The 22273-nt window shown below is 64.1% G+C and carries 21 protein-coding genes and 1 pseudogene; 10 read left to right on the plus strand and 12 right to left on the minus strand.

All coding sequences use genetic code 11. The annotated features are described in order from the left end of the window. Positions 1-161: 161 nt before the first annotated feature. Both ABIA42_RS23240 and ABIA42_RS23245 read right to left on the minus strand, forming a co-directional pair. A complete protein-coding gene (locus ABIA42_RS23240; RefSeq protein WP_370120824.1) occupies positions 162-3788 on the minus strand; it encodes an AsmA-like C-terminal region-containing protein in 3627 nt (1208 codons plus the stop codon). A 132-nt stretch (positions 3789-3920) separates the two neighbouring features. Beyond that, on the minus strand, positions 3921-5150 hold the full coding sequence (locus tag ABIA42_RS23245; RefSeq protein WP_370120821.1) for a cytochrome P450: 1230 nt from the start codon (positions 5148-5150) through the stop codon (positions 3921-3923). A 123-nt stretch (positions 5151-5273) separates the two neighbouring features. Here ABIA42_RS23245 and ABIA42_RS23250 point away from each other — a divergent pair, with 123 nt between their 5' ends. Then, entirely contained in the window at positions 5274-5912 is a 639-nt protein-coding gene (locus ABIA42_RS23250) for a TetR/AcrR family transcriptional regulator (protein WP_370120818.1), read from the plus strand. Positions 5913-6388: 476 nt separating this feature from the next. Continuing rightward, positions 6389-7168, plus strand: a complete 780-nt coding sequence (locus tag ABIA42_RS23255; protein WP_370120815.1) for a CPBP family intramembrane glutamic endopeptidase — start codon at positions 6389-6391, stop codon at positions 7166-7168. Between the two features lie 206 nt (positions 7169-7374). Here the strand turns inward: ABIA42_RS23255 and ABIA42_RS23260 are convergent. From ABIA42_RS23260 to ABIA42_RS23275, 4 genes and pseudogenes are all read right to left on the minus strand, one after another. Next, positions 7375-7901: pseudogene (locus tag ABIA42_RS23260) on the minus strand (hypothetical protein). Positions 7902-8008: 107 nt separating this feature from the next. Then, entirely contained in the window at positions 8009-8503 is a 495-nt protein-coding gene (locus ABIA42_RS23265; RefSeq protein WP_370120812.1) for a DUF302 domain-containing protein, read from the minus strand. Between the two features lie 64 nt (positions 8504-8567). Next, positions 8568-9443 carry an alpha/beta fold hydrolase gene (locus ABIA42_RS23270; RefSeq protein ID WP_284283018.1) on the minus strand — a complete coding sequence of 292 codons (876 nt, stop codon included), beginning with the start codon at positions 9441-9443 and terminating at the stop codon, positions 8568-8570. 181 nt (positions 9444-9624) lie between these two features. Continuing rightward, the gene (locus tag ABIA42_RS23275; protein ID WP_370120809.1) at positions 9625-10395 is read right to left on the minus strand and encodes an alpha/beta fold hydrolase; all 771 of its coding nucleotides are present in this window, start codon (positions 10393-10395) and stop codon (positions 9625-9627) included. Between the two features lie 212 nt (positions 10396-10607). Between ABIA42_RS23275 and ABIA42_RS23280 the strand changes: the two genes are divergently transcribed. Both ABIA42_RS23280 and ABIA42_RS23285 read left to right on the plus strand, forming a co-directional pair. Beyond that, complete coding sequence (locus tag ABIA42_RS23280; protein WP_370120807.1) at positions 10608-11570, plus strand: cupin domain-containing protein; 963 nt, start codon at positions 10608-10610, stop codon at positions 11568-11570. A gap of 273 nt (positions 11571-11843) precedes the next feature. Further along, positions 11844-12761: a catalase gene (locus ABIA42_RS23285; protein ID WP_370123965.1), complete on the plus strand. Its 918-nt coding sequence runs from the start codon at positions 11844-11846 to the stop codon at positions 12759-12761. Positions 12762-12770: 9 nt separating this feature from the next. Here ABIA42_RS23285 and ABIA42_RS23290 read toward each other — a convergent pair whose 3' ends face one another. Together ABIA42_RS23290 and ABIA42_RS23295 are read right to left on the minus strand one after the other, a co-directional pair. Continuing rightward, positions 12771-13703: an AraC family transcriptional regulator gene (locus ABIA42_RS23290; protein WP_271530842.1), complete on the minus strand. Its 933-nt coding sequence runs from the start codon at positions 13701-13703 to the stop codon at positions 12771-12773. A 420-nt stretch (positions 13704-14123) separates the two neighbouring features. Then, on the minus strand, positions 14124-14450 hold the full coding sequence (locus ABIA42_RS23295) for a hypothetical protein (protein ID WP_063709774.1): 327 nt from the start codon (positions 14448-14450) through the stop codon (positions 14124-14126). Between the two features lie 368 nt (positions 14451-14818). On the opposite strand from ABIA42_RS23295, the gene ABIA42_RS23300 reads away from it, so the two are divergent. The 3 genes from ABIA42_RS23300 (at position 14819) to ABIA42_RS23310 (ending at position 15776) form a co-directional block, all read left to right on the plus strand. Further along, positions 14819-15085, plus strand: a complete 267-nt coding sequence (locus ABIA42_RS23300) for a hypothetical protein (RefSeq protein ID WP_028181642.1) — start codon at positions 14819-14821, stop codon at positions 15083-15085. Continuing rightward, positions 15078-15374, plus strand: a complete 297-nt coding sequence (locus ABIA42_RS23305) for a hypothetical protein (protein ID WP_271530843.1) — start codon at positions 15078-15080, stop codon at positions 15372-15374. The genes ABIA42_RS23300 and ABIA42_RS23305 overlap by 8 nt, the downstream gene beginning before the upstream one ends. Positions 15375-15497: 123 nt before the next feature. Then, positions 15498-15776 (plus strand): DUF1488 domain-containing protein, encoded by a 279-nt coding sequence (locus ABIA42_RS23310; protein WP_271530844.1) that lies wholly within the window; start codon positions 15498-15500, stop codon positions 15774-15776. Positions 15777-15867: 91 nt separating this feature from the next. Here ABIA42_RS23310 and rpsU read toward each other — a convergent pair whose 3' ends face one another. Next, positions 15868-16143 (minus strand): 30S ribosomal protein S21, encoded by a 276-nt coding sequence (rpsU, locus tag ABIA42_RS23315; RefSeq protein WP_100234872.1) that lies wholly within the window; start codon positions 16141-16143, stop codon positions 15868-15870. Between the two features lie 433 nt (positions 16144-16576). Here rpsU and ABIA42_RS23320 point away from each other — a divergent pair, with 433 nt between their 5' ends. The 3 genes from ABIA42_RS23320 (at position 16577) to ABIA42_RS23330 (ending at position 17399) form a co-directional block, all read left to right on the plus strand. Next, positions 16577-16786 carry a cold-shock protein gene (locus ABIA42_RS23320; RefSeq protein WP_124160095.1) on the plus strand — a complete coding sequence of 70 codons (210 nt, stop codon included), beginning with the start codon at positions 16577-16579 and terminating at the stop codon, positions 16784-16786. 97 nt (positions 16787-16883) lie between these two features. Further along, a complete protein-coding gene (locus tag ABIA42_RS23325; protein ID WP_271530845.1) occupies positions 16884-17126 on the plus strand; it encodes a transcriptional regulator in 243 nt (80 codons plus the stop codon). 51 nt (positions 17127-17177) lie between these two features. Continuing rightward, positions 17178-17399 (plus strand): hypothetical protein, encoded by a 222-nt coding sequence (locus ABIA42_RS23330; RefSeq protein ID WP_271530846.1) that lies wholly within the window; start codon positions 17178-17180, stop codon positions 17397-17399. Between the two features lie 288 nt (positions 17400-17687). On the opposite strand, the gene ABIA42_RS23335 is transcribed toward ABIA42_RS23330, so the two are convergent. From ABIA42_RS23335 to ABIA42_RS23345, 3 genes are all read right to left on the minus strand, one after another. Next, positions 17688-18032 (minus strand): hypothetical protein, encoded by a 345-nt coding sequence (locus tag ABIA42_RS23335; protein WP_370120802.1) that lies wholly within the window; start codon positions 18030-18032, stop codon positions 17688-17690. A gap of 87 nt (positions 18033-18119) precedes the next feature. Continuing rightward, entirely contained in the window at positions 18120-20735 is a 2616-nt protein-coding gene (locus ABIA42_RS23340; RefSeq protein ID WP_370120799.1) for an EAL domain-containing protein, read from the minus strand. 159 nt (positions 20736-20894) lie between these two features. Next, positions 20895-22193, minus strand: a complete 1299-nt coding sequence (locus ABIA42_RS23345; RefSeq protein ID WP_370120796.1) for an MFS transporter — start codon at positions 22191-22193, stop codon at positions 20895-20897. Positions 22194-22273 lie beyond the last annotated feature (80 nt).

Genomic DNA, 22273 nt, shown 5'->3' on the forward strand with positions numbered 1-22273 from the left:
CTCCCTCTCCCGCTTGCGGGAGAAGGTCGGGGAGAGGGTGTCTCCGCAATGGGACTTTCCCCTAGAGGAGAAAGCCCTCACCCGCGCCTTCGGCGCGACCTCTCCCGCAAGCGGGAGAGGTGAGCGAGCCCGCGGCTCGGTCCGGGCAAACCAAAAGCGCGCTACGGATTCTGCGGCGTCAGCACCAGCGGCGGCTTCGGCCTGGGCTTGGCGGGCGGCGGGCCCGGAGCCGGCTTCACCTCGATCGGCGGCGGCAGCGGAGCGGCCTGCTGGCTTGCGAGCGGCGGGCTGGGCGCGGCGGGAGCGGCCTGCGGCGCCCGCGGCGTCGGCGCGGGCCTCGACTCCGCCTTGGGCCTTGCCGGCATGCGGCGCGGATCCTGACCCGGCAGCGGCACATGGGCCGGCGCCTGCTCAGGCGCTGCATCCGGAGACACCAGCGTCGGCAGCGCAGCGGTGGCCGGCGGCGGCTCGCCGCGTTCGATGGCATCGAGCCGACGCGTCTCGCGATCGATCGTACGCACCGCCAGCCATGACGACAGCGGCGTGAGGTCGATGGTGCGGCTCAGCTTGTCGGGGGGCCCTGCGGCGAACAGCTGGATCTCCGGCGGGGCGCCGGAGAGGCCGGTCATGATCGGCGTCAGGCTGGCGCGGATGTCGGCCTGGTCGGCGGGAATGTCGTAACCGCCGGAAACGATGGCGCGGGCGTTCTTGGCCTCCAGCGACGTCGCGCCGACGCGCAGCCGGCCGTCGCGGATCGTGAACGGGATCTGTGCCGAGGCGATCGTAATGGGAGCGGCCGACAGCGCGGGCTCGACGAGCTGCCGCAGACGGTTGTCGTCGGCAACCTGGCCGCCGTCGCTGGCGCGGATCGCGATCTCGAACGCACGCGGATTGAGGCCGCTGATTTCCGCGGACTCGAGCGTCACCGTGCCGTTGCCGGCGAGCGCGCCGGTCAAAGCCGCGACGCTGCGGCCCTGGCTGGTCAGCGCCATCTGCACCGAGGCGCGCCCCTTGGACAGCGCGAGGTCGCGATAGCGCAGCGCCGCCGCATCGACATTGCCGAGCTCGATGCGCGCGTTCAGCGCAAGACCATTCGCGCCGTTGCGCGCGTCGAGGCTCCCGGACATCTCGCCGCCGCCGACGCCGCCCTTGAGCGCATCGAACGCGAGCGACTGCCCGTCGCTCCGGATCGTGCCGCCGAAGGGGCGCAGCTCGATGCCGCCCGGCAACGTTCCGCGCAAGGCCTGGAAGGCGATGCGGCCGCGCCAGCCGCCGACGAGTCCCGGACTGAACGGCTCGCCGGACTCATGTCCGGCCGCACCGATCGCGATTGCGAGCGCCGGCGCAAGATCGAGCGAGTCGAGGCCGACCTCGCCGTCGACGCTTTTCTCCTGATCGAGCATCATCGAAAGATGCCCGCGCAGATGCGAGCCTGCTGCATTGCCGTCGAGATCGTCGAAGGTCAGGCGATTGCCTGACAGCGTGAGGCGGGAAGACAGGCTGACATTCTGCGCCGATTTGTCGGCCGGCCCGGTGCCGAGCAGCGGCGCCAGATTGACGTTGCGCACGCGCAGGTTCACGCTCGCCTTCGGCTCCGACAATTCGACGCTGCCTTGCGCGTCCGCATCGAGCCCGCCGCCGCTGAGCTTCGCGTTCAATTGCAGCGGTCGGCGCCAGGCGCCACTCAGCCGGCCTTCGAATTGCGAGGCGCCCTCGCCCGCGGCCACGACGCGATCGAGCCCAAGCAGCGCCAGCAGCGCGCCGGCTTGCGATGCCGAGCCCTTGGTGTCCAGCGTGAAGTCGCTGTTGCGCAACCTTTCGAGGTCGATCCCTCCGATGGCGGCCGCCGGCGTCTGCGCCGCCAGTGTCGCGGTCGCCTTGAGCTGCGGCGCGTCGAGGTCGAGCACGATCCGGGCATTGCTGCGATCGGCATGCTCGGTGTTCCTGTCGAGGCTGAGATCGAGCTTGAGACGGGTCGCGCCGGGCGATGACGGCAGGGCATCGAAGCGCGCGCGCACCGCGGGCGCAAACGGCTCGATCAGCGCGGTGAGCTCGCGCAGCGAATTGGCCGAGGATTTCACCGCGAGCTTGCCGGTGGCTTTGGTGCGATCAAAGCTGCCGCTCGCCTCCGTGGTGAGGCCGCTGGCCTGGCCGAAGCGCAATTGCTCCAGCGACAGCGATGCGGGGCTGTAGGCGAGCTTGGCTGCGAACGGCCGCAGCTCCTGTCCGGCGGAGATCGCGCGGCCGATAGCGAGCGAGAGTTTCGCCTCGTCCGGCCACTCGCCCTGCGGCCCCGCGAGCGCGCGGACGAAACTCGCGGCGGCATCGAGGTCGAGCCGGTCGGCCTTGAGCTCCGCGTCGATCCGCGAGCCCTTGCTCGCGCCGGTCTGCACGAAGGCGATGCGACCTTCGACGGCGCCGCCGTCGATGTCGGCCTTCAGCCTGTCGATGGCGAGGTGATTGGCGGCGATGGTCACGTCGCCGGCGAGGCGCAGCGGCCGCGTGCTGCGGCGGTTGATCTCGCTGCGACCCTGGAGCCAGGCCACCAGCGTATCCGGATCGGACGATTCGACGCTGAGCCGGCCGCTGAAACTGTCGGCGCCGGGAGCCGCGCCATTGAGCGAGAGCTGCGTCATGCCGGGCGCGCGCAACTCGAACCGCCGGAAGGTCCATGACCTGCCATCGGTCTGAAGCTCGGCCGCGATGTTCTGGAGCGGACGGCCGCCGAGCATGATCTGATCGGCGTTGAACTCGATCTGCGCCGGGATCGGCAGCTGCGGGATCGCCGCAAGGCCCGCCCGCAGCGCCGGCATGACGCGCTGCGGATCGGCATCATCCCTGGCCGTCAGCCGGTCGGCATCGACCTGCCGGGCCGACAGCACCGCGCGGAGCAGAGGCGAGGCGCCGAACCTGAGATCACCCACGCCGCCGAGCTTCAGCGCGGCATCTTCCGTGCCGAAGCTGGCGTCGATCTGCTCGAATTTCGCGCCGGCCGGATCGGCCTTGAGCCTGGTCGCGAGCTTCCAGGGCGCCGGCCCCGCCTCGCCTGCCTTCCTTGTCGCGGGCACGGCCAGCGTCAGCGCGCCGTCGAATTTCGGCTGGCGATTGTCGAAGGCGAGCACGCCTTCGAGATCGGCGAGGATGGCGCGCTCGCCGGGATCGATGTTGAGGTGCAGACGGGTGGCGCTGCCGTCGGCGCTCGGGCCGGAGGAGACGCGAAACGGGTAGCGCACCCCCGCGGCGCTGAAACTGCCGTCGCCCCGCACCGAGCCCGCGAGCGAGCGCACGTCGCCGGAGAAGGCGATGTCGTTCAATTCGAGCGTCGAGCGGCTGGCAGCGTCATGCAGGGCGATGCGGCCGGTGAGATTCAGCCGCTCGATGGCGAGGGATGCCAGGTTGAAGGTGCCGCTCGCGCTCGACGGCAAATCGACCCGCCCGCGCGCATCCAGGCCGAGATCGACCGCCATGCCGCCCACCGAAAGCTCCGTGGCGCGCCACTCGCCGCGCATCAGGGAGCCCAGGCTGAACTCGACGTCGAGCTTGTCGGCGCGCAGGCGGCCGAGATCGTTGTTGCCGCCAAAGGTGACGCCGCGGAGCCGCAGGGTCGGCGCCGGCAGCAGCCGCGCGTCGAGCTCGCCCGCGACCCGTACCGGCACGCCGATGATCTTGCCGGCCTCCGCCTCGAACTGGGGCCTGAACTGGTTCCAGTCGACGTAGTAAGGCCCGATGAGCGCGGCCAGCAGCGCAATGATGAAGGCAATCGCCAATCCGAGCAGCGTCGTCTGCACGGGTCTCCCCTCGGCCAAACCGGCCCGGGCCGAACCTGAGGGCCTCAGGCGCGCCGGAACAGCCCCTTATATAGAGGGAAGTGTGGCGAAGTCACAGCGACTGTTGCGCGCGGAGGTTAACGCCGGCAGGCCTCACCAGCTCGCCAGCAACCGCTTCAGGCCACGCAGCACGAAGGTCGGCCGCCATTCCGGGTTTTCGACGTCGTCGATGCGCAAATCGGGCAGCCGCCGCAGCAGCGTGGCGATGGCGATCTCGGCCTCGATGCGCGCCAGCTGGGCACCCAGGCAGAAATGGATGCCGCCGCCGAACGACAGCGGCTTCACGTTCTGGCGGGTGACGTCCAGCCGGTCGGGCCGATCAGGATAGACCGCGGGATCCCGGTTGGCCGAGCCGAGCAGGCACAGCACGCTCTCGCCCTTCGGAATCTTCACGCCGCCGAGGTCGACATCCTCCAGCGCGACGCGCCCGGTCATCTGCACCGAGGAATCGTAGCGCAGGAATTCCTCGATCGCACCCTCCATCAGCTCCGGCCGCGCCTTGAGCAGCGCAAGCTGATCCGGATTGCGGTGGAGCGCGAGCAGGCCGTTGCCGATCAGGTTGACCGTGGTCTCGTGGCCTGCGCCGAACAAGAGGATGATGTTGGCGGTCAGTTCCTCGTTGGTGAGCTTGTTGCCGTCCTCCTCGGCCTGCACGAGCTGGGTGATCAGATCATCCCCGGGATTGCGGCGGCGCAGCTCGAACAATTGCTGGAAATACATCTGCGCCATCAGGTTGCCAGCGTTGCCCTGTTTGATCTCCTCCGCAGACAAGGGCACGGGATCGAGCAGCCGCCCGCCGTCGCGCGAGCTCTTGTAGAAGACTTCGCGGTGCTCCTCGGGGATGCCGAGCATGTCGCAGATGATGGTGACGGGCAGGCGGAAGGCGAAATCCTCGATCAGGTCCATGTGGCCGCGTTCGATCACGGCGTCGATGGCCTCATCGACGATCTGCTGAATCCGCGGCCGCATGTCCTCGACCCGGCGGGCGGTGAAGGCCTTTACCACGAGGCCGCGCAGCCGGGTGTGGTCCGGAGGATCGGCCTGCAGCATCCAGTAGCTCATGCTGCGAAACACCGGCTCGTTCATGATCTCGGGGCCGTAGCGGCGCGTGGTGCGCTCGACGAAATCCTTGCCGAAGCGCTTGTCGCGCATCACGAGGCTGACATCGGCATGGCGGCTGGTGACGAACTGGCCGAACGGCGTCACATGGATGGGATCGAGGGTGCGCAGCCGGTCGTAGTGCGGATAGGGATCGCGGATGAAGTCCGGCGAGAGCGGGTTGAACAGCGGTCCGCCTCCGGCGCCTTGCACGTGCTCGTTCATGGTGACCTCAGACCGGTTGCCGTATGAATCGAATACGCCGGGCAGCCCCTCATGCGCAGCGTAACCATCCCTGAAACTCGATACATTGTTGTATTGAATTGCAGTCTGCCCTAACCTGTGCCGATGTCAAGGGTGAGAACGAGACCGACCAGGGACGACACGCGCTACAGGCTGTTCGAGGCGGCCGCCCGCGTGTTCGAACAGGACGGCATCGGCGGCGCCAGCATCGAGGCGATCGCGGCGGCGGCGGGCTTTACCCGCGGGGCGTTCTATTCCAACTTCAAGAGCAAGGACGAACTGATCATCGCCATGCTCGAGGACCATGTCGAGCAGTCAATCCGGCGCAACATGGACATCCTCGCGCAGCACGACAATCTCGACGATTTCATCGCGGCGCTGAAGACGATGGATCGCAGCCGGCAGGATCCGCTCGGCCGCTCGCCCCTCCTCCACATGGAGATGATCCTGTTCGTCGCACGCGCCGAAAAGCGTCGCCCGGAGCTTGCCAAGCGCCTGCGCGCGCGGCGCAAGCTGGTCGCCGACATCGTCGAGGCGACATTGAAGAGCAACGGGCGCAACGACAATCTGAACCCGCCCTGGATGGCCACCGTCGTGCTCGCGCTGGAAGACGGCTTTCGCCTGCACCGGCTGATCGATCCGGAGACGACGCCGGCCGACAGTTTCCTGCGCGCGATCACGGATCTCAGGCGCAGGACGGGATTGGCGTCGGACCACGTCGAAGTGGTCCGCGTCGAGCCCTGATCGGGCCTCGTCGGGACCGACCGGCTCCACGGGCCAATACAGGAATTCCCCTCCGACCTCGCGGTCGGTTAGGTTGACCCGTAGTCGGAGACCGATCGGATGGATGCGTGGACTCATCAGGTCGTTTGCGGCACTCGACGCGCAGATGCGTCGGGAAATCTCGCCCGGAGACCGGCCGGATGTGCACCGGTCCGTGCAGGCCTGCGGTGCCGTCCGGGCAATAGCTCTCGACGACGCAGTATCTGTAAGGCTCGTTGCGCTTAGCCATATCCCTCGCTTGATCGATACCAACGGCAGCATCCGGCCCTCCGCCGATTGCCATGCTACGGTGACGACTCTATCGAGAGCTATTATCCAACCGACCGCCGCTTCCAGAAAGAGCGGACATTCTGGCTCCCTTGATGGTGTGAGACTACTAGAGAACCCGCAAAGGTTGTTATACGGTCAGGCGCGCAGAGCGAGGGGTGATTGATCGCATGTCGCAAATCGAGGGTTCGCCCACCGGCCCGAACGTCGCTTCGCGCGCCGGTTTCGAATGGCGTCGGAGCATCATAACTTTGATGCTGGTTCTTGCCCCTATGGCGCTTGCGGTCATTGTGATGACCATTGGACTTGCCGTCCGGGCGATGTGGCTCGTCATACACGGCGCGCCCGCCGAGCTGCCCGCGCCACCTAGCTTCAGACTCTATGGCCTGCTGTCGTACGCAGTCAGCAGTTGGCTTGCTGTAGCGTTGGTATTGGTTTGGACAAAGCGACAGACCATGCGCTCTGACGTCTTCCGATTTCGAAGACTAACTCTCCCCGCCTTCGCCGCGAGCCTCATTGGCTTCGGGATCGTCACGATCGGCGTGCCCGTCGTGACACATTGGTTGACTACCGTAACAGGCCATCGAAGTCAGGATGTTCGGATCGATTTCCATGACGCGAAGTCAATCGCAATCGTCGTTTTTCTTTTCGTCGTGACAACGCCGGTGACCGAAGAAATCCTCTACCGTGGCCTCTTGGTATCTTGGCTGCGTCGAATTGGATGGCACGATTCCAACATCTTGGCCCTTGGCACCGTGATCTTTGCTGCCAATCATATTATTCCGCTCGGGCTCGTTTGGGGTGCAGCGATGATCTTGCTGGGCCTCGTGACGTACGCACTGCGCCTGCGCTACGAATCGCTTTCTCCAGCTTGGCTCGCTCACACTCTTTTCAACGCGCAACTGACACTGTCCTATCCGTTGATCGCTTGGTTCGCGCAAGCCACCTGATCGTTCGAGCGGTTTTAGAAGGCAATGCGGCACTCGACCCGTCGCATACTTTCGCCAGCGGCCTCGTCGCGACAAATTCCGGCCGACCTCTCAGTCGGTCGTGAGGTGTAAACCGGACGCCATTTTGACCGGGCCAAACCGACTCGATTGACCCCGAGCGGACCTGCCGCCGGAGGCGTCGCCGCCGAACAGTCGAAGCCTTGCGCCTAGTCCTTCGCGGTCGGTACGGGCGGCACCGGCAGAATGATTTCGGAAGCGATCTTCCAATCTTTCTCGACGCGAAGCCAATTGATAATCGTTAGAAACGGCTTGGCTGTTCCGTCCTGCCCGCATAGGAGACCGTGATGTTCATCGGCACGTAGGACTCGACGACATCGCGGGTCAGGCCGACAACCTTGAGCTTGGAATAATCTGGCTCGAGCACGACCGGACCGGAGCTGCCGATATCGTGAAGCTTCTGGTCAACCGCCTCGTTGCCCCAAAAGCCGGCCCAGTTCCCCTCAGACTGGATCGCGCTCTTAGCTACCAATAGTGTGGAGGGCGATTGCCAGAACATCTCATGGAGAGCCTTGAAATCGTGCTTGTTGGCCAATTCCATCAGCCTGCCGAACTTCGATTTGATCGCGCCAAGGGTCGCAGCATCCAGCGGCTCTTTCCTGATAGCGGAATCAGACGCGACAGCCCCGGCGGAAAGAACCGAGGCAGTGACAGTGACAACAAGTGTCTTGTACATGCGGGCATTCCCTTTCGACGTCTGGCTCGCGTCATGATAACGCCTGTCGCGTTCCGCGATTGATATGAGTTACCCACTCCATCGGCCGAAGATTTCATCAGAGCGTTTTAGCCTGCACACTCGCGTAGCAAAGTTGTGATTTTCGTATCGAGATCTCGGGCGACGGCAAGTGCTTTCGAGCTGCCACAATGCAGTAGATAACTCTCCATTTTATCGTAAGAGACGTGCACGCCATCGGGACGCTCATCGACGAGTACTGTGACTGGAGCATAAGATCCAGCATCGGGCACGTGCTTGACCATTTCTTTCATGATGAGTGGATTGCCTACCACGAACCGTTTGATCTTGGGCGTCCTGTATCCAGTTTCGCGACGCAGAATGTCGCCCAAGTCGAATTCCGCGAAGAGCATAAGGTCGGTCCGGCCGAGGCCGCGTTGTACAACGCGCTCCAGATCCGGGAAGGAGTTTGTCGCCCTCGTCTCTTTGAAAAAGTTGACCATGTCAGGTTGACCGATCGCGGACTTGAGGGTGGCGACAACAGCCTCGAATGGCTTTGCGCTCGTGAGGCTGAAGCGTTCCACCTCGACTTTAGCGATTGTCATTTTGTCCTCCGTGACAACTATCATTGATGAGGTGCGTCCGATGGTGCGTCGGAACGCGGCGAGATCATGCAGCCGCGGGATGTGCTTCCAGGAAGGTCCTGACGTGGCTGACGAACATGTCGGGATACTGAAACAGGGCACCGTGCCCTGAATCGGGATAGAGGACCAACTGAGCGTTGCCGAGTTCCTTGAACATTGCGTAGGCGTTGTTCGCGGGCAGCATGGTGTCGTGGCTGCCGCTGACCACAAGAGCGGGCTGGCGGATGGCGCGTAGAATGGCGTGCTCGGGATCAGGTGTGGCGCACCAGGTGATCAGAGCCTTGGCCTGCGGATCGGTAACCGCGTTGCCGTTATCGGTGTCCCGATCGTCCTTGCGCAACTTCGTCCGCTTCAGGAAGGCCAAGCCTGACGACCGGCTGGCGGACGACTTCGTGAAGAACAGCGGTAGACGGGGATCCGGCGCATCGGTTTGGGAAAACGCCTCCTGCAGAACCGCTAACAGGTGTTCCTCTCCGCCTCTTGGCGCGGTGCCGACGAGGATGAGTTTCCGGACCAGCCTTTCGTGCTCAGCTGCGATCTGTTGGGCGACGCAGCCGCCGAGAGAAAAGCCCAGCAGGTCGACCTCAGAAAGGCCGAGGAGATTGATGAAGGCGAATGCATCCCTCGCCATCGCAGCGATATTGTCAGGCGTTTGGCCGGTCGAGCGACCGACCCCAGCATTGTCGAATGCGATGACGGGGCGATCGGCGGCAAGACCGTTGACGACGGCGGGATCCCACGCATCAATGTTGCCGGAGAAGTGCTGCAGGAGAACTAGCGGCGTTCCGGTCGCGGGGCCGAGGCGACGATAGGCGAAGCGGATTCCGTGGCCTTCGACGTAACGGGTCGGTGCCGTTTCGAGCGTGGCCGCGTCGTGGCTCGCGATGTCGAGTTGAGTCATGTCATCCTCCGGATGTTTGGCATAAAATAGTCGAGTGGGGATTTGGCCTGGCCGCGCGATCGAGACCTTGGATGTCGCTGGCCCTTCCGCGGCTTTGTCTGGTTCGCCATCGCGGTCCGCGTTCTGCATTCTCTGAGCGAGCGGGCGCGCTCCCGGCGCGAAAGGACCGGGAGCGGTACCGTTACTTCGCGAGTGCGGCCTTTTCGATTGCCTCAGCGACTTTCTTCGCATGGACGACGAGCGAGGCATGGCTACCGGCGACTTCCGTCGTCTGAGCCTTGATCCTGGCTGCGAACGACTTCTGCGCCTCCGGCGCGAGGACTTTGTCCTTCGTGCTGATGACATAGAACGTCGGCTTGTCATGCCAGGCCGCAATGTCGACGGGGGCTTCGAACGCAACGTGATTCAACGGAAGCTGCGAGTTGGCGAGGTGCTCGGCGATTTCCGGAGGAAGGTCAGCCGCGACGGCTGACGGAAACACCTTGGGATCGATGTACAAATTGCCCTTTGCGTCGGGATGGATCGCCTTGCCGCCTTCGGTCGGCGGACCGGCCTTTGCCAGCGACGCCAGGGATTCACCGACCTCTGGCGCGAAGGCCGAAACATAGACCAGCGCCGAAACCTTGGGATCGTTGCCGGCCTGCGTGATCACTACGCCGCCCCAGGAGTGGCCAACCAATACGGTCCTGCCGTCCTGCTTCGCGAGCGCCTGTTTGGTGGCATCGACGTCGGCGGCGAGCGAAGTGAGCGGATTTTCCACGAGCGTAACGTTGTAGCCCTTCTTCGTGAGAATATTGGCAACGGGCTGCCAGCTCGTCTGGTCCACGAAAGCGCCGTGCACGAGCACGATGTTGTGGGCTGCTCCCTTCGGGAGTTCTGCGGAATGGACGGAGCCAGCCAAGGCCGTTCCGGCCAGAAGGACGGTGGCGACTGAGAGGAGGATATTTCGCATTGATAATTCCTGTTGGCATGTCGGACGAACTCGGTCCGGCGGAATGGACAGGCGTTTCCAGCAAGGTCGCGGTTCTTGCATCTGCCATCGGCAAGATGGTTGCCGTACGTGACGTCGGCCCGTGGCATGACCTAGTTCGCGGACAGTCCGGACGATAGAGATCAATCGTCCGGATGTTGTGTCGGATCGTCCACTGGTCTAGCTTTGGCGACATGGACATCCTCGCCCAAGTGCTCGATCGTGTTCGCCTCGGCGGCACGCTGCTCTTTCACTTCGAGTTCGGCCATCCCTGGCATCTTGAGTTGCCGGCGCGCCCCTACGCCCTGTTTCACTATCTCAGCGAGGGCTCTGCGACCCTGGCGCTCGGCCAGGGTCCGGAAATCCAGATGAGCGAGGGCGATTTTGTCGTCATCACACGCGGCGAGCCCCATGTCTTTTATTCGGATCGCCGGGCCAAGCCTCTGCGGATCATAGATATCGATCGAGCGTCGTCGCGGTTTGGCGTCATCCGTCACGGCAGCCGAGCAAAGCCACGCTCGACGATGATCTGCGGCAATTTCACAGTGTCACGGCCGCTGTTTGGCAGTGTGCTGGAGCTACTGCCGCCCGTGCTCCTGCTCAAGCCGACGGCAGACGGAGGTTGGCTTGAAGCGATCCTGCGCCGCATGGTCAGCGAGTCCGCGCTTGAGCGTCCCGGTCAACGCGTCGCGCTCTCACGACTGACGGAAGTGCTCTTTGTCGAGGTGCTCCGAAGTTGGATCGCGTCTCTTAGTCCCGGACAAGGCGGCTGGCTCGGGGCCATATCTGACCCACATATCGGACCGGCACTCAAGTTGATCCACGAAAACCCGGAGAAGCCCTGGACCCTGAGCGACCTTGGCCACCGCGTGGGGCTCGGCCGCTCGGTGTTTTCGGCGCGCTTTACCAAGCTCGTCGGCCAGTCCATGCACCGTTATGTGGTCGAACGCCGCATGGCGGAAGCGGCGTTCCTGCTGGAAGCCAGCGATGAGCCCATCGCGCGAATTGCCAGCAGAGTTGGTTACGAGACAGCGGCGGCGTTCTCGAAGTTATTCCATCGACATCACGGCGTATCGCCTGGCCGGTACCGAATATCCCGTCGCTCTGACACCGGCGAAAGGCAAGGAGACTTTCAGGAAGCAGCGGTCGCCGATTAGGTTTGTAGCGGCCATCTATGGCAGGTCCCGCTACTGGCCCATCTGCGACCTGCGAGACCATTCGCTCTTCGGCGTAGGCGGCAGACCGAACATCAGGCGGCCATCGCTTGTTGAGGACATGCCCTAGTCGTGTCTCGAGCGAGCGGCTGGTCCCGAGCCAGCGAGTTGCGAGATTCGTCGCAGGATCGGACAAGGCATGTCCGCTTTGGGAAAGATTTTTCGGCGCACCCTGCGCCACAAACAAGCCCATCGCTCGAATCCAAAGGTTCCGTTCTGACTCAGCCCCCGAACGGCGCAGCCACACCGATGTCCGTTGTCGATGTCCTGAGGGCGGTTGCCGGTCTTCAGCCCAAGGTGCGCGCGAGTTTTTGCTGGGGCCGATGCGTTCGCGGCACCTATGCCCCCTCGGATCAGGCCAAGGAGATCACCAAGTCCCGCAGCTTCACCATGCCCTCCCGGGTGCTGGCGCGTTTCTCGGCGGACGGCGTCCCCGCGAACGCGGTCGATACGGACGGTCGCTCGCTGCGCGGCTTCAGCTTCCGGCTCGGCGGCGGCAATCAGCTCTCCGAAATCGTCACCCAGAGCGTCCCGGTTCATTTCGCCAGAACGCTCGACCAGATGCTGGCTTTCCTGCAAGCGCGCATGCCGGGACCGGACGGCAAGCCGGACATGGCTCGAGTCGAGGCATTCTCCGCCGCCAATCCGGAGACGCTGCGTCAGGCAAGCTACCTTGCCGCGAATCCGCCGCCGGCAAGCCTCGCCTGCACGACCTATTGGGGCGTGCACGCCTTTCCCGCAACGAACGCGAAGGGTGAGACACGGTTCATCAAGTTCAAGGTCGTACCGGTCGGCGACGAACGCAGACCGGCCGAGGATGCGGCCAAGTCGACCGGCTTGCTGCGCGATCTCGACTCCCGGATCGCGGCGCGCGATGTCAGGTTCAGCGTGATGGCGCTGCTGGACCGTCCCGGCGATCCCGTCATGGACGTGACCATCCGTTGGCCCGACGAGGATGGACGCGAAGCGGTGCGCCTCGGAACGATCGTGATAACGGGCACTGAACCAAACGAAGCGTGCGACGCGTCCGTTTTCAATCCAGCCAATCTTGCCGAAGGCATCGGCCATCCGCCGGACGAGATGTTTGCGGCGCGGCGCGACGCCTACGCCATCTCTCAGACAAGGCGCAGCTGAGCGGAGGGGTCACGTTTCGCCGTCCGGCACGCCCTGCGCCTCACGGCGCCACATTCCCGGGCTGATGCCGACCGCCGAGGAAAACACCCGGGTGAAGTGGCTTTGATTGGCGAACCCGGCCGATATCGCGATCTCCGCCAGCGACAGGTCGCGCACCGTCATCAATTGCTTGGCCGTGTCCACGCGCTGGCGCAGCAGCCATTGATGCGGCGGCAGGCCGGTCGACACGCGAAATGCGCGCGAAAAATGACTGACCGAGAGATCGAACTCGGCTGCGATCTTCTCCAGCGAAAGCTTTCCGCGGAGATCGGACTCCAGCCTTTCACAAGCCCGCTTCACCTGCCAGGGGGCGAGGCCGCCGCGCGCCGGCTCGGCGGCGCGCCGCAACCCGCCATAGGTCGTCGCAACATGTGCGGTGAACGCAAGCATCATGTGGTCGATGAAGAGCTGGTTGGCCTCTTCAGGCTGCCGCAACGCCGCCAGGAACGACGCGCCGAGATGGCGGATCGTCATATCGTCGTGGCCAACGCCGGGCTGATAGGCGAGCTCACCGATCCGCGGCGCGCCGCTTTGCCTCGCCATGTCGTCCAACGCCGAACGGGGCAGATGGAAGAACAGAGAATGGAAGGGCTTGTCGATCACGTAGCGCGGATCGCGTTTCAGGTCGTACAGATAAGTGGCACCGGCGCGGATATCGCGTTTGATCACGCATCGGCCGCGCTCCCAGCACTCGCAATCAGCGAAGTCGCGGAATTTGAGGCTGACGAGATAGGCGTCCTCCGAGGGCATCGACTCGGAGAGACGCGTAATGGGATGGTCATCCCGTGTCTCGGTGACCGCGAGCTCGGCGCTGCGCAGCGAACGCGTGACCAGCGTTGGCGGCGCATCCTTCAAATGCAAGAACCGTTCGAGCTTCTGCGCGAGGGCGCCCGCCTGTGCCATGGAGAGTGTCTCATATGTGAGGAGCCTGGGGAGCGGAGGCGCCGCACCAGACCACGCAATTATCCGACATCGGCAACCGACGGTCCAGATTTGCGCGTTGGAACGCTAGCCGCGTGCCCCCTCGCCGCAGCTATCGTTCACAGGACGTTTTCACAAGAGATTTCAACGAATTTTGATGCCTCTCGCGCGATCTCCGTTCAATGCCTCGACAACTCGTCGTCCGCCCATCGTGCATTTGTGAAAGCGCGCACCTGCTTGGAGCATCCGTCACCGGCTGATCAATCCTGGCACGATGCCCGCCGACAGCTTCTTTGCGCGCGATCACGGAGTTGCGGCGTCGGAGGGGATCGGCGTCGCATCAGAACCTGTGCCTTCAAGCGCTGCGCGACATGTTTGTCGCGCCTCAAATGCAGCTCCTCGCTACTTCTTCTTCGCAGGTCCGAAATCCGGCTGCCACGCTACATCCTTGCGGGACGGGGCCGCGGCGATCACCTTGGCTTTGTCCTTCTTCGGCTTCTTGGCTTCGCGGTTGCCGCGTTGCTGGCCCTTTGCCATGTCGCTCTCCTTTGCTGGTTTAAGTTCATCGAATTCGTTCGGCTGCAGGATCCGGCCGCGCGGGGTGCAGACCCTGACGTCCATGTAGCCCTCGCGAAGCAGTTTTTCCGCGAGGCGTAGCGCGACCGCCGCAGTCCCGCGGCCGAGATTGGAACTGCCGTATTCGTTGGTCCCGCTGACCAGATACGGCACGCGTGTTGTCCTACCCATTGAGGACCGCGGCTGCACACACGAGAAGCAGAGGAAAAAGCGGAACGATCATCGATGGCACGATCCATTCCGATATTCGAACACGCGACATCGAACGCTCCTGCGAAGCCTTCGGCGGGAGCACACATGCCCTCGGTCACCGGTCGAAGCCATCGAGAAGCGCGGTAACAACAACAATCCTACGCCCGCGCCGAAACAATAGCGAGCGTTAAGTGCCTCTTGCCGTCGCACCGCGACATTACCGTTCGTACGGAAACGGAAACGATAATGCTGGCTATTGCCGCGCCAAAGGCGCATGCTCACGCAAGCGGCACCGGTTGGGGCTTCACTTGCGAAAGGCAGGCGTGCGCATGACCATCCGCTCGCGGCGAGAGACCGTAACCTTCAGGCATCCGTTCCACATCCGCGGCATCGAGCGCATCTTGCCGGCCGGCGCCTATGAGGTCGTCACCGACGAGGAGACGATCGAAGGCCTGACCTTCGCCGCCTATCGCCGGGTTGCCACGATGATCACCGTGCCCGCCGAAGGTGGGGGCGGTGCCATGGAGATGCTGTCGATCGGCTCTGTCGATCTTGCGAATGCGCAAGCTGCAGACGCGAGCATCGCCAATGACTGACCAGCCGGTCGATCTCGACAAGCGCCGTGGCATGGCCGCGCAAAAGGCTACCGACCTGCGCCGCGCGCTGGCCGATGTCGAGGCCCATGTCAGAGAGCTGCGCGAGCGCGAGGCCGATCTCGAACATCGCATGATGACGGTTCCCGCTGCGTCCTGGCCGGAGGCCGCTGTGAAGGCGCGCCATCTGCTCAACCTCTATGCTGCGAGCTTGCCGACTGAGGACACGCGCCATCGCGCGCTCGTCTCGGCGCTGTTCGACGATTTCGTCCGGCTGTCCGGAGAGGGCTGAGCGACGGCCGCCAGCATTCTCGACACGTGCATGCTCGGCGGGAGCCGGAAAGCGGGCGCGCGGTACCGGTCAATGATTGGATGGCGCGAACTGCAAGGAAGCCAACACGTAACGGAGTGAGCCATGACACTGACCAGCGGCCGCTTTATCGACCACGAATACGACCGGATGATCGTCCGGTTCTCGATGCATGACGGCGCCCGGGAGATTCCTTGCGCGATCTCGACCTCCGCGATGGATGATCTCGAGCGCGGCGCGCGAGTCAAGCCCGAGCAGCGGGAAGCCCAATTCGCCCGTCTACGCGATCGCATCGAAGCATGCGCCGAAAGCAAATATCGCGCCACAGAGTTCGAAGGCACGCCGCCGGGCATCGTGCTTCGCGGCATCGATTTCAGGCTATAGCGAAGACACCAGCCGCGGCCTGGCCAGGCCTTTCTGCGGCCTCACAGGTGACGCGGCCGTCATGGCATGAGATCCGGAATCAAGATCGCTTCTACTCCGACCTTGCTTTGATCTCCGGCAGGGGCGGCTTGCGCTCGAAGGGTTTCTTTTTCGGTGGCGCGGGCAGCAATCCCTCCCTGATCGCCTGCTTCCGGGCGAGCTTGCGGGCGCGGCGAATGGCCTCGGATTTCTCGCGGGTCTTTCTCTCGGACGGCTTTTCGTAGGAACGGCGTTGCTTCATTTCCCGGAAGACGCCCTCGCGCTGCATCTTCTTCTTGAGAACACGGAGTGCCTGCTCAACATTGTTGTCTCTGACGAGTACGTGCAATTTGATCCTCCTGGGCTGCGAATGCGACACGTCCTGCAGGGCAGCCAATTGCGCAGGAGCTCATTGCGATTTTTGAGGATAGTGGGGGCGACAATGTCGCGGCTTCGGACGAGCCGATCTGCCTGTCACGGCGAGCAGCTTGTTACCGTCAACGTGACCACTGTCGCGCAGCGCTGTCAATCGATAACGTCCTGCTTGCAGGTCGACGGACACACGCAAAGCGCCTCGATCGGAACAGTAGACCTGGCTCGCAGAAATCGAACTGGCTTCGCTCCTTGCAAAATCGCGAAAGCCGTGTATATTGGGGGTCGTTCGATTAGCCGCTGTGCCTTGTTGAATGCGCCCGCGGGCTCCTTTTCCAAAGACATCGACGAAGTTGAAGATAGCCGCGTGAATGTCGCGCGGGATGCGCTTGCGCGCTTTGGAGAAGAAAATGACGACAGGTACAGTCAAGTGGTTCAATGGCCAAAAGGGCTTCGGTTTCATCCAGCCGAGCGACGGCGGCAACGATGTGTTCGTTCACATCAGCGCGGTTGAACGAGCTGGTCTTGCTGGTCTCGGCGAGGGCCAAAAGGTCAATTTCGAGATCAAGACCGATAAGGTGCGAGGCAAAGCCAGCGCTGAGAATCTCTCGCTGGCCTGATATCGTGGCGCCGTTTCACGGATGTACTGAAACGGTTGCTCTACCCGCTCAATCCTGGGATTGAGCGGGTTTTGGCCGTTGTGGATCCGGGTGAGCGATGAGCACCAAGAAACCGGCAGAGCCGTCATCCGAAAGCATCGCGCGTTCCGATCGCAGGCGCCTCGCCGCTGAAGAGGGAGCGCGGGCGTTGGCAGATGTCGAAAGGCAGGCCATCGAGGTTCGCAAGAACATGGCGCGGCTCCGAGAGGTCCGCGAGGCGAAGCAAGCGGCTGATGAAGCTCTTCGAACGGCCTTGCCGGCGCCTGCGCTCAAGAAGCGTTCGAGGAAGCCGGTACGATAGTCATATTCAACACCGCCGGCGAAATCTGAAGAGCCGATCCTATGCCGGAGGGTGCAGATCGTGCCTAGAATCAAGCCAGACCACGGAACCATCACGTTCTTTCTCGCGTCCGGCGCCAATCGGCAGATGTGCCGGCTTGCCACGACATTCAGCACCCAGAAGCAGGCCTTCAGCTATCTACAGAAGCACCGAACGGAGTTCGAACGTATGGCGCGGGCGCGCCTTGCTTCAGGGGAGCTCGAAGACGGGATCGTCGTGCTTCCGATGCTCTAAAGCATGATCCGGAGAAGTGCGCGGCGGTTTTCGTGCTTTAGGTCGTCCTCTCGGACTGGCTTCGTCGTTCAGCTTCCCTCGCCAACCGTTCAGCCTTCAGTCGTTCCCGATTTGCGTTGAAGGCCTGCTCCGCCTTCTCGTGATCAGTCGCGGGCTTCGTCGCGGGCTGCTTGAAGAGGTTGTGCGCCTCCTCCGCTGCATGCGATTGGGAATACCGTCTCATTGCTTGTCCTCCATGTCGCTGGCGGTTCGAATTCCTCCGGTGTCGGCGGCTTCCTGGTGCTCGGCCTATTGTCGGATCGGCTTGCTGCGCTTGGACCGATCAATTCGCACGCGATCGAATTCCTTGGGCCCGTCGAGCAGATCCCCCTTGCGGACTGCCCTGTCCTCCGCCGTCGTCGTCGTGTCGCCCATGCGATCGATCGCATCGCCGGCCATTTTGCGAGCGCGCCGCTTCTGGCGATCCGGATCGGCGTGCAACGCAAGCCCCAGTTCCACCAAGCGGCTTATTGCCTCGGACAGGCTGGGCTTGTCGCTCTGACAGGCGATCCATGCCGTGATGGCCTTGAGCTGCGGTTGCGAAGGTCGAAAGCCTGCCGCTCGGGCGGTGGCGCTGCTTTCCGGTCTTTTCATCGGGCCCATGCAGTTTGCAAACAGGACGTGGCGCGGTGCCCCTCCGGCGGATGTCGAGGACCAAATCGCCGGTCGCCAATGCGTTCCCTATCGGCTGCGAATATCGCCCAAGGGCAGCGACGCTGACCGGTGCACTGCAGCCCCGCCCGCGGGCGCAAGGTCGAGCCGCCCCAGCATCGTCCTCGCCTGCTCGGCGCAGTGGTCGATCAGCCAGCGCTCGAAGGCGACGGGAGGCAACGCGGGTGCATAGAGAAAGCCCTGGACGATGTCGCAGCCGAGCTCGGCCAGCGTCTTGCGCTGCCCCTCGGTCTCGACGCCCTCGGCGACCACGGTCATGCCGAGGCCCTGGCCGACGCGGACCACCGCGGTGGCGATCGCGAGCGCGCCCGCGTCTTTCTCGATGTCGCGCATGAAACTGCGGTCGATCTTCAATTCGCGGATCGGAAAATGCGCGAGCCGGCTCAGGCTGGAGTATCCGGTGCCGAAATCGTCCACCGAGAGGCCGACGCCGAGCTCGCGGATCGCGTTCATCGTCTCCAGCGCTGCGACGCCATCCTGCATGAACGCGCCTTCGGTAATCTCCAGCATCAGCGCGTCCGGCGGCAGATCGTGTTCGGCCAGGATGTCCTTGAGCCGCGCCGCCAGCGCGACGTTACGGAAATTGATCGGCGACAGGTTCACCGAGACGCAGGGAATGTTGAGCCCGGCGTGGCGCCAGCTCGCGATCTGCCGGCAGGCCTCGCGCACGGACCACAGGCCGATCTGCTCGATCAGGCCGCATTCCTCGGCGAGCGGGATGAACTTTGCCGGAGAGACGTCGCCGAGCACGGCATCGCGCCAGCGCGCCAGCGCTTCGACGCCATGGATCGCGCCGTCGCAGCTGCGGATCTGCGGCTGGTAGCTGAGACTCAGTGCGCCCTCCGCGATCGCGCGGCGCAGCGCCGCGATCAGGGCCAACCGCTGCTCGGCGAGCACGTTCATCTCGGCACTGAAGATGCGATGGGTCGAGCGTCCGGCCTGCTTGGCCATGTACATGGCGGCGTCCGCCTGCTGCATCAAGGTGTCGATATCGGTGGCGTGATCGGGGTAGAGGCTGATGCCGATGCTGGCGGACATCGGCATCAGCTTCGACCCGAGCCGGAGCGGCCGCGCCAGCGCTTCGGCGATATCGGCCGCGACGCGCTCGGCGCTCTCGGCGTTACGTTGCGGCAGCAGGATGACGAACTCGTCGCCGCCGAGCCGCCCCAGCATGTCGCCGGGACCGATATGCTCGCGCAGGCGTTGCGCGAGCTGGACCAGGAGCTCGTCGCCGGCGGCGTGACCGAGCGTATCGTTGACGTCCTTGAAATGATCGACGTCGAGGAAGGCCAGCGCGACATGGCTGCCGGTCGGGCAGGCATCGATGGCCGTGGTGATCAGGTGCCGCAACTGGGCTCGATTGGGCAGGCCGGTGAGGATGTCGTGATAGGCGAGCCGCGCGATCTCCGCGCGCGCCTCCTTGCGCTCGATCGCGAAGGCGCCGAGGTTGACGCAGGCCTCGACGATGCGCCGGTGCCAATTGCTCGGCGCGCGCGGTTCGCGATAGTAAAAGGCGAAGGTCGCGATGACGCGGCCGTCCTTGGCCTTGACCGGGGTCGACCAGCAGGCACGCAGGCCGATCGCGAGCGGCATCGCCTTGTAGGGCTGCCAGCGCGGATCGGTATCGAGATCGGTCGCCAGAACCGGTGTACCGTAGAAGGCCGCGGTGCCGCAGGAGCCGACATTGGGACCGATCGCGATGCCGTCCAGCGCGCGGGAATAGTCCTCAGGCAGGCTGGGACCACCGAGCGGATGGATCAGGCCGGCGGCATCGACGTGAAGCAGCGAACAGACCACGTCGGGCGCGATCTCCTCGACGCGACGGCACAGCCGATCGGCGATCTCGCCGATCGGCACCTCGTCGGCGAGCGCGCTCATGATGAGCTGCTGAAGCGAGCGCAGCTGCTTGGTCTCGGTGATATCCTCGAGCAGCGCGAAGATATGCTTGACCCGGCCCCTGCTGTCGCGGAACGTGTCGATCCGGGCGGAGACCCAGATCTCCTCGCCGTCCTTGTCGTAGACGAGCACCTCGGTCTCGCCGCGATGGCCGCCACGCATCAGGCGCCTGACGAGCTTCGCGAGGGCCTTGCGATCGGTGTGACGACCGGCGACGAGCCCGTCGGCGCTGCGACCTGCGGCCTCCTCGCTGGTATAGCCGAACAGCGCCGTGAACGCCGAATTGACGTAGACGATGTTCTGCTCGACGTCGGTGATGATCACCGCGCGGTTGGTCTGGTCGGCGACGGCGTGGAGAAGCCCGATCCTGACGCGCCGCTCCGCATCAAGAGTGACGTCGCGTGCGAACACGATGCGATGGGTCGCGCCGCCAATCGTCGTTGATGACATCGACACCAGCGCCTTGATACGGCTGCCGTCGCGCCGCACGAGGCTGATCTCCTCGCGGAAATCCGCGGTCGCGCCGGCTTCGAGACATTTGAGGGTGAGAACGGCGGCGTTGCGGCCGAGCACCTCGGTGGCAGCGAGCTTCCAGATCCGCTCCGCGGCAGGGTTGAAGTGCGTGATGCGATGCGCGTCATCGACGATGACGACGCCATCCTCGGCGCGGGCGAGTGCGGCGCGCAGCACGTCCGGGATTTCGGTCGCAGGACAATCGGAGGCAGACATCGTTGGAACCGGACGGCGTCGGGAACAAGTGGCACTGAACCGACGCTAGCGCTCCGGTGGTGTCCAAGACGTTTTTGCGGGCCCGTGGCGTCACGCCAAGACGCGACATGCTTAACGTTCTCCGAAGAAGGAACGAGCAATGCGATGGTTGAGACCAACCTACTTCGCAATACCGCCGGGGAGCTTGTGCAGCCGGCCGGCGACGGCCCGCACCTTCCGCGGCGCGGCCCGCCAGATCGCGAGCGCCGACAATCCGCTCATGACCATCGCGATGGCAAAGGCAAGCGTGTAGTCGCCGGCACGATCATAGAGGAAGCCCGTCACCCACGGTCCGGCCGCACCACCCGCCAGCGCCGCCAGCATGATTGTGCCGAAGATGCTGCCCTGATGCCTGCCCTGGAAAATCTCGAACACCACCGCCCCCATGATCGAGGTGAGACCGTAGCCGAGCGCGCCTTGCGTGAGCACCATCACATAAACCAGCCACAGCGACGGCTGGAATTTCAGCGCCATCAGAGCCGCAAAGCAAATCGCAAAGCCCGCGCAGCTGATCGCCCACACCCATTCTCGCCCGATCCGGTCGGAGACATGGCCGAGCAGGATCTGGCCGGGAATTCCGAGCAGGCTGACGATACCGAGTGCCCACACCGCAACACCGGGGCTGAAGCCGATGTCTAGCAGGAATTTGGTCTGATGCACCTGCACCGCGTACCAGATGTAAAGGCCGCAGAAATAGCCGAGCGCGATCCACCAGAAACGCGCGGTCGCGACGGCTCGCTTGAGCGTCCAGTCGATCCCGACCCAGACGGGATCGACGATGTTGGAGACCGGTTGGGCCGCGCCCGGCACCGGGGCAGCGTCGCCGTCCGGTTCAAGGCCGATGTCCTGCGGGCGCCTGTGCAAGAGCAGATTTATCGGCGCCAGCACCACCAGGATGAGCAGACCCATCGCCGTGCAGGCGGTGCGCCAGCCGGTCTGCTCGATCATGTGCTGCACCCATGGCAGCAGCGTCACCGAGCCGATGCCGACACCCGCGAAAGCGATGCCGATGGCGAAGCCGCGCTTGCGGATGAACCAGTTCGGCAGGAACAGCGACTGGCCGGAATAGCCGAGGCACACCGAGCCCGCACCGACCATGACGCCGATAGTGACATAGAGATGCCACGGCGCGCTGGTCAGCGGTGCCAGCAGCAGCCCGCCGCCCATCAGCACGACGCCGAGCTCCATCACCGCGCGCGGACCGGCGCGATCCATCAGGCGGCCGATCAGCGGGCTGACCACGCCCGACACCACGAAGCCGAAGGAGAAGGCGCCCGCCGTGACGCCGCGCTCCCAGCCGAACTCGGAGATGATGGGCGGAAAGAACAGCGAGAAGGCGGTACGCGCGTTGACGCCGATGGCCATGGTGACGAAGGTCACGGCGACCACCACCCAGCCGTAGAAGAACGGAAGCCGCATGTTGTGCTTGTTTCATCCCTAGACGTTCCTTCGGATCATCCGGGAATGCTCTGGTCAAGCGCTTTTTCGCGCATGCCCGC

The sequence above is a fragment of the Bradyrhizobium sp. USDA 327 genome (assembly GCF_041262065.1).
In the GTDB taxonomy this organism is placed as follows: Bacteria; Pseudomonadota; Alphaproteobacteria; order Rhizobiales; family Xanthobacteraceae; genus Bradyrhizobium; species Bradyrhizobium liaoningense.

Excerpts from the sequence above, each read along its gene's own strand:
- ABIA42_RS23265 (WP_370120812.1), bottom strand. The coding sequence starts at position 8,503 with ATGACAATCGCTAAAGTCGAGGTGGAACGCTTCAGCCTCACGAGCGCA.
- ABIA42_RS23250 (WP_370120818.1), top strand. The coding sequence starts at position 5,274 with ATGTCAAGGGTGAGAACGAGACCGACCAGGGACGACACGCGCTACAGG.
- ABIA42_RS23290 (WP_271530842.1), bottom strand. The coding sequence starts at position 13,703 with ATGGCACAGGCGGGCGCCCTCGCGCAGAAGCTCGAACGGTTCTTGCAT.
- ABIA42_RS23320 (WP_124160095.1), top strand. The coding sequence starts at position 16,577 with ATGACGACAGGTACAGTCAAGTGGTTCAATGGCCAAAAGGGCTTCGGT.
- ABIA42_RS23300 (WP_028181642.1), top strand. The coding sequence starts at position 14,819 with ATGACCATCCGCTCGCGGCGAGAGACCGTAACCTTCAGGCATCCGTTC.
- ABIA42_RS23255 (WP_370120815.1), top strand. The coding sequence starts at position 6,389 with ATGTCGCAAATCGAGGGTTCGCCCACCGGCCCGAACGTCGCTTCGCGC.
- ABIA42_RS23325 (WP_271530845.1), top strand. The coding sequence starts at position 16,884 with ATGAGCACCAAGAAACCGGCAGAGCCGTCATCCGAAAGCATCGCGCGT.
- ABIA42_RS23270 (WP_284283018.1), bottom strand. The coding sequence starts at position 9,443 with ATGACTCAACTCGACATCGCGAGCCACGACGCGGCCACGCTCGAAACG.
- ABIA42_RS23280 (WP_370120807.1), top strand. The coding sequence starts at position 10,608 with ATGGACATCCTCGCCCAAGTGCTCGATCGTGTTCGCCTCGGCGGCACG.
- ABIA42_RS23340 (WP_370120799.1), bottom strand. The coding sequence starts at position 20,735 with ATGTCTGCCTCCGATTGTCCTGCGACCGAAATCCCGGACGTGCTGCGC.
- ABIA42_RS23305 (WP_271530843.1), top strand. The coding sequence starts at position 15,078 with ATGACTGACCAGCCGGTCGATCTCGACAAGCGCCGTGGCATGGCCGCG.
- ABIA42_RS23345 (WP_370120796.1), bottom strand. The coding sequence starts at position 22,193 with ATGCGGCTTCCGTTCTTCTACGGCTGGGTGGTGGTCGCCGTGACCTTC.
- ABIA42_RS23275 (WP_370120809.1), bottom strand. The coding sequence starts at position 10,395 with ATGCGAAATATCCTCCTCTCAGTCGCCACCGTCCTTCTGGCCGGAACG.
- ABIA42_RS23245 (WP_370120821.1), bottom strand. The coding sequence starts at position 5,150 with ATGAACGAGCACGTGCAAGGCGCCGGAGGCGGACCGCTGTTCAACCCG.
- ABIA42_RS23310 (WP_271530844.1), top strand. The coding sequence starts at position 15,498 with ATGACACTGACCAGCGGCCGCTTTATCGACCACGAATACGACCGGATG.
- ABIA42_RS23335 (WP_370120802.1), bottom strand. The coding sequence starts at position 18,032 with ATGAAAAGACCGGAAAGCAGCGCCACCGCCCGAGCGGCAGGCTTTCGA.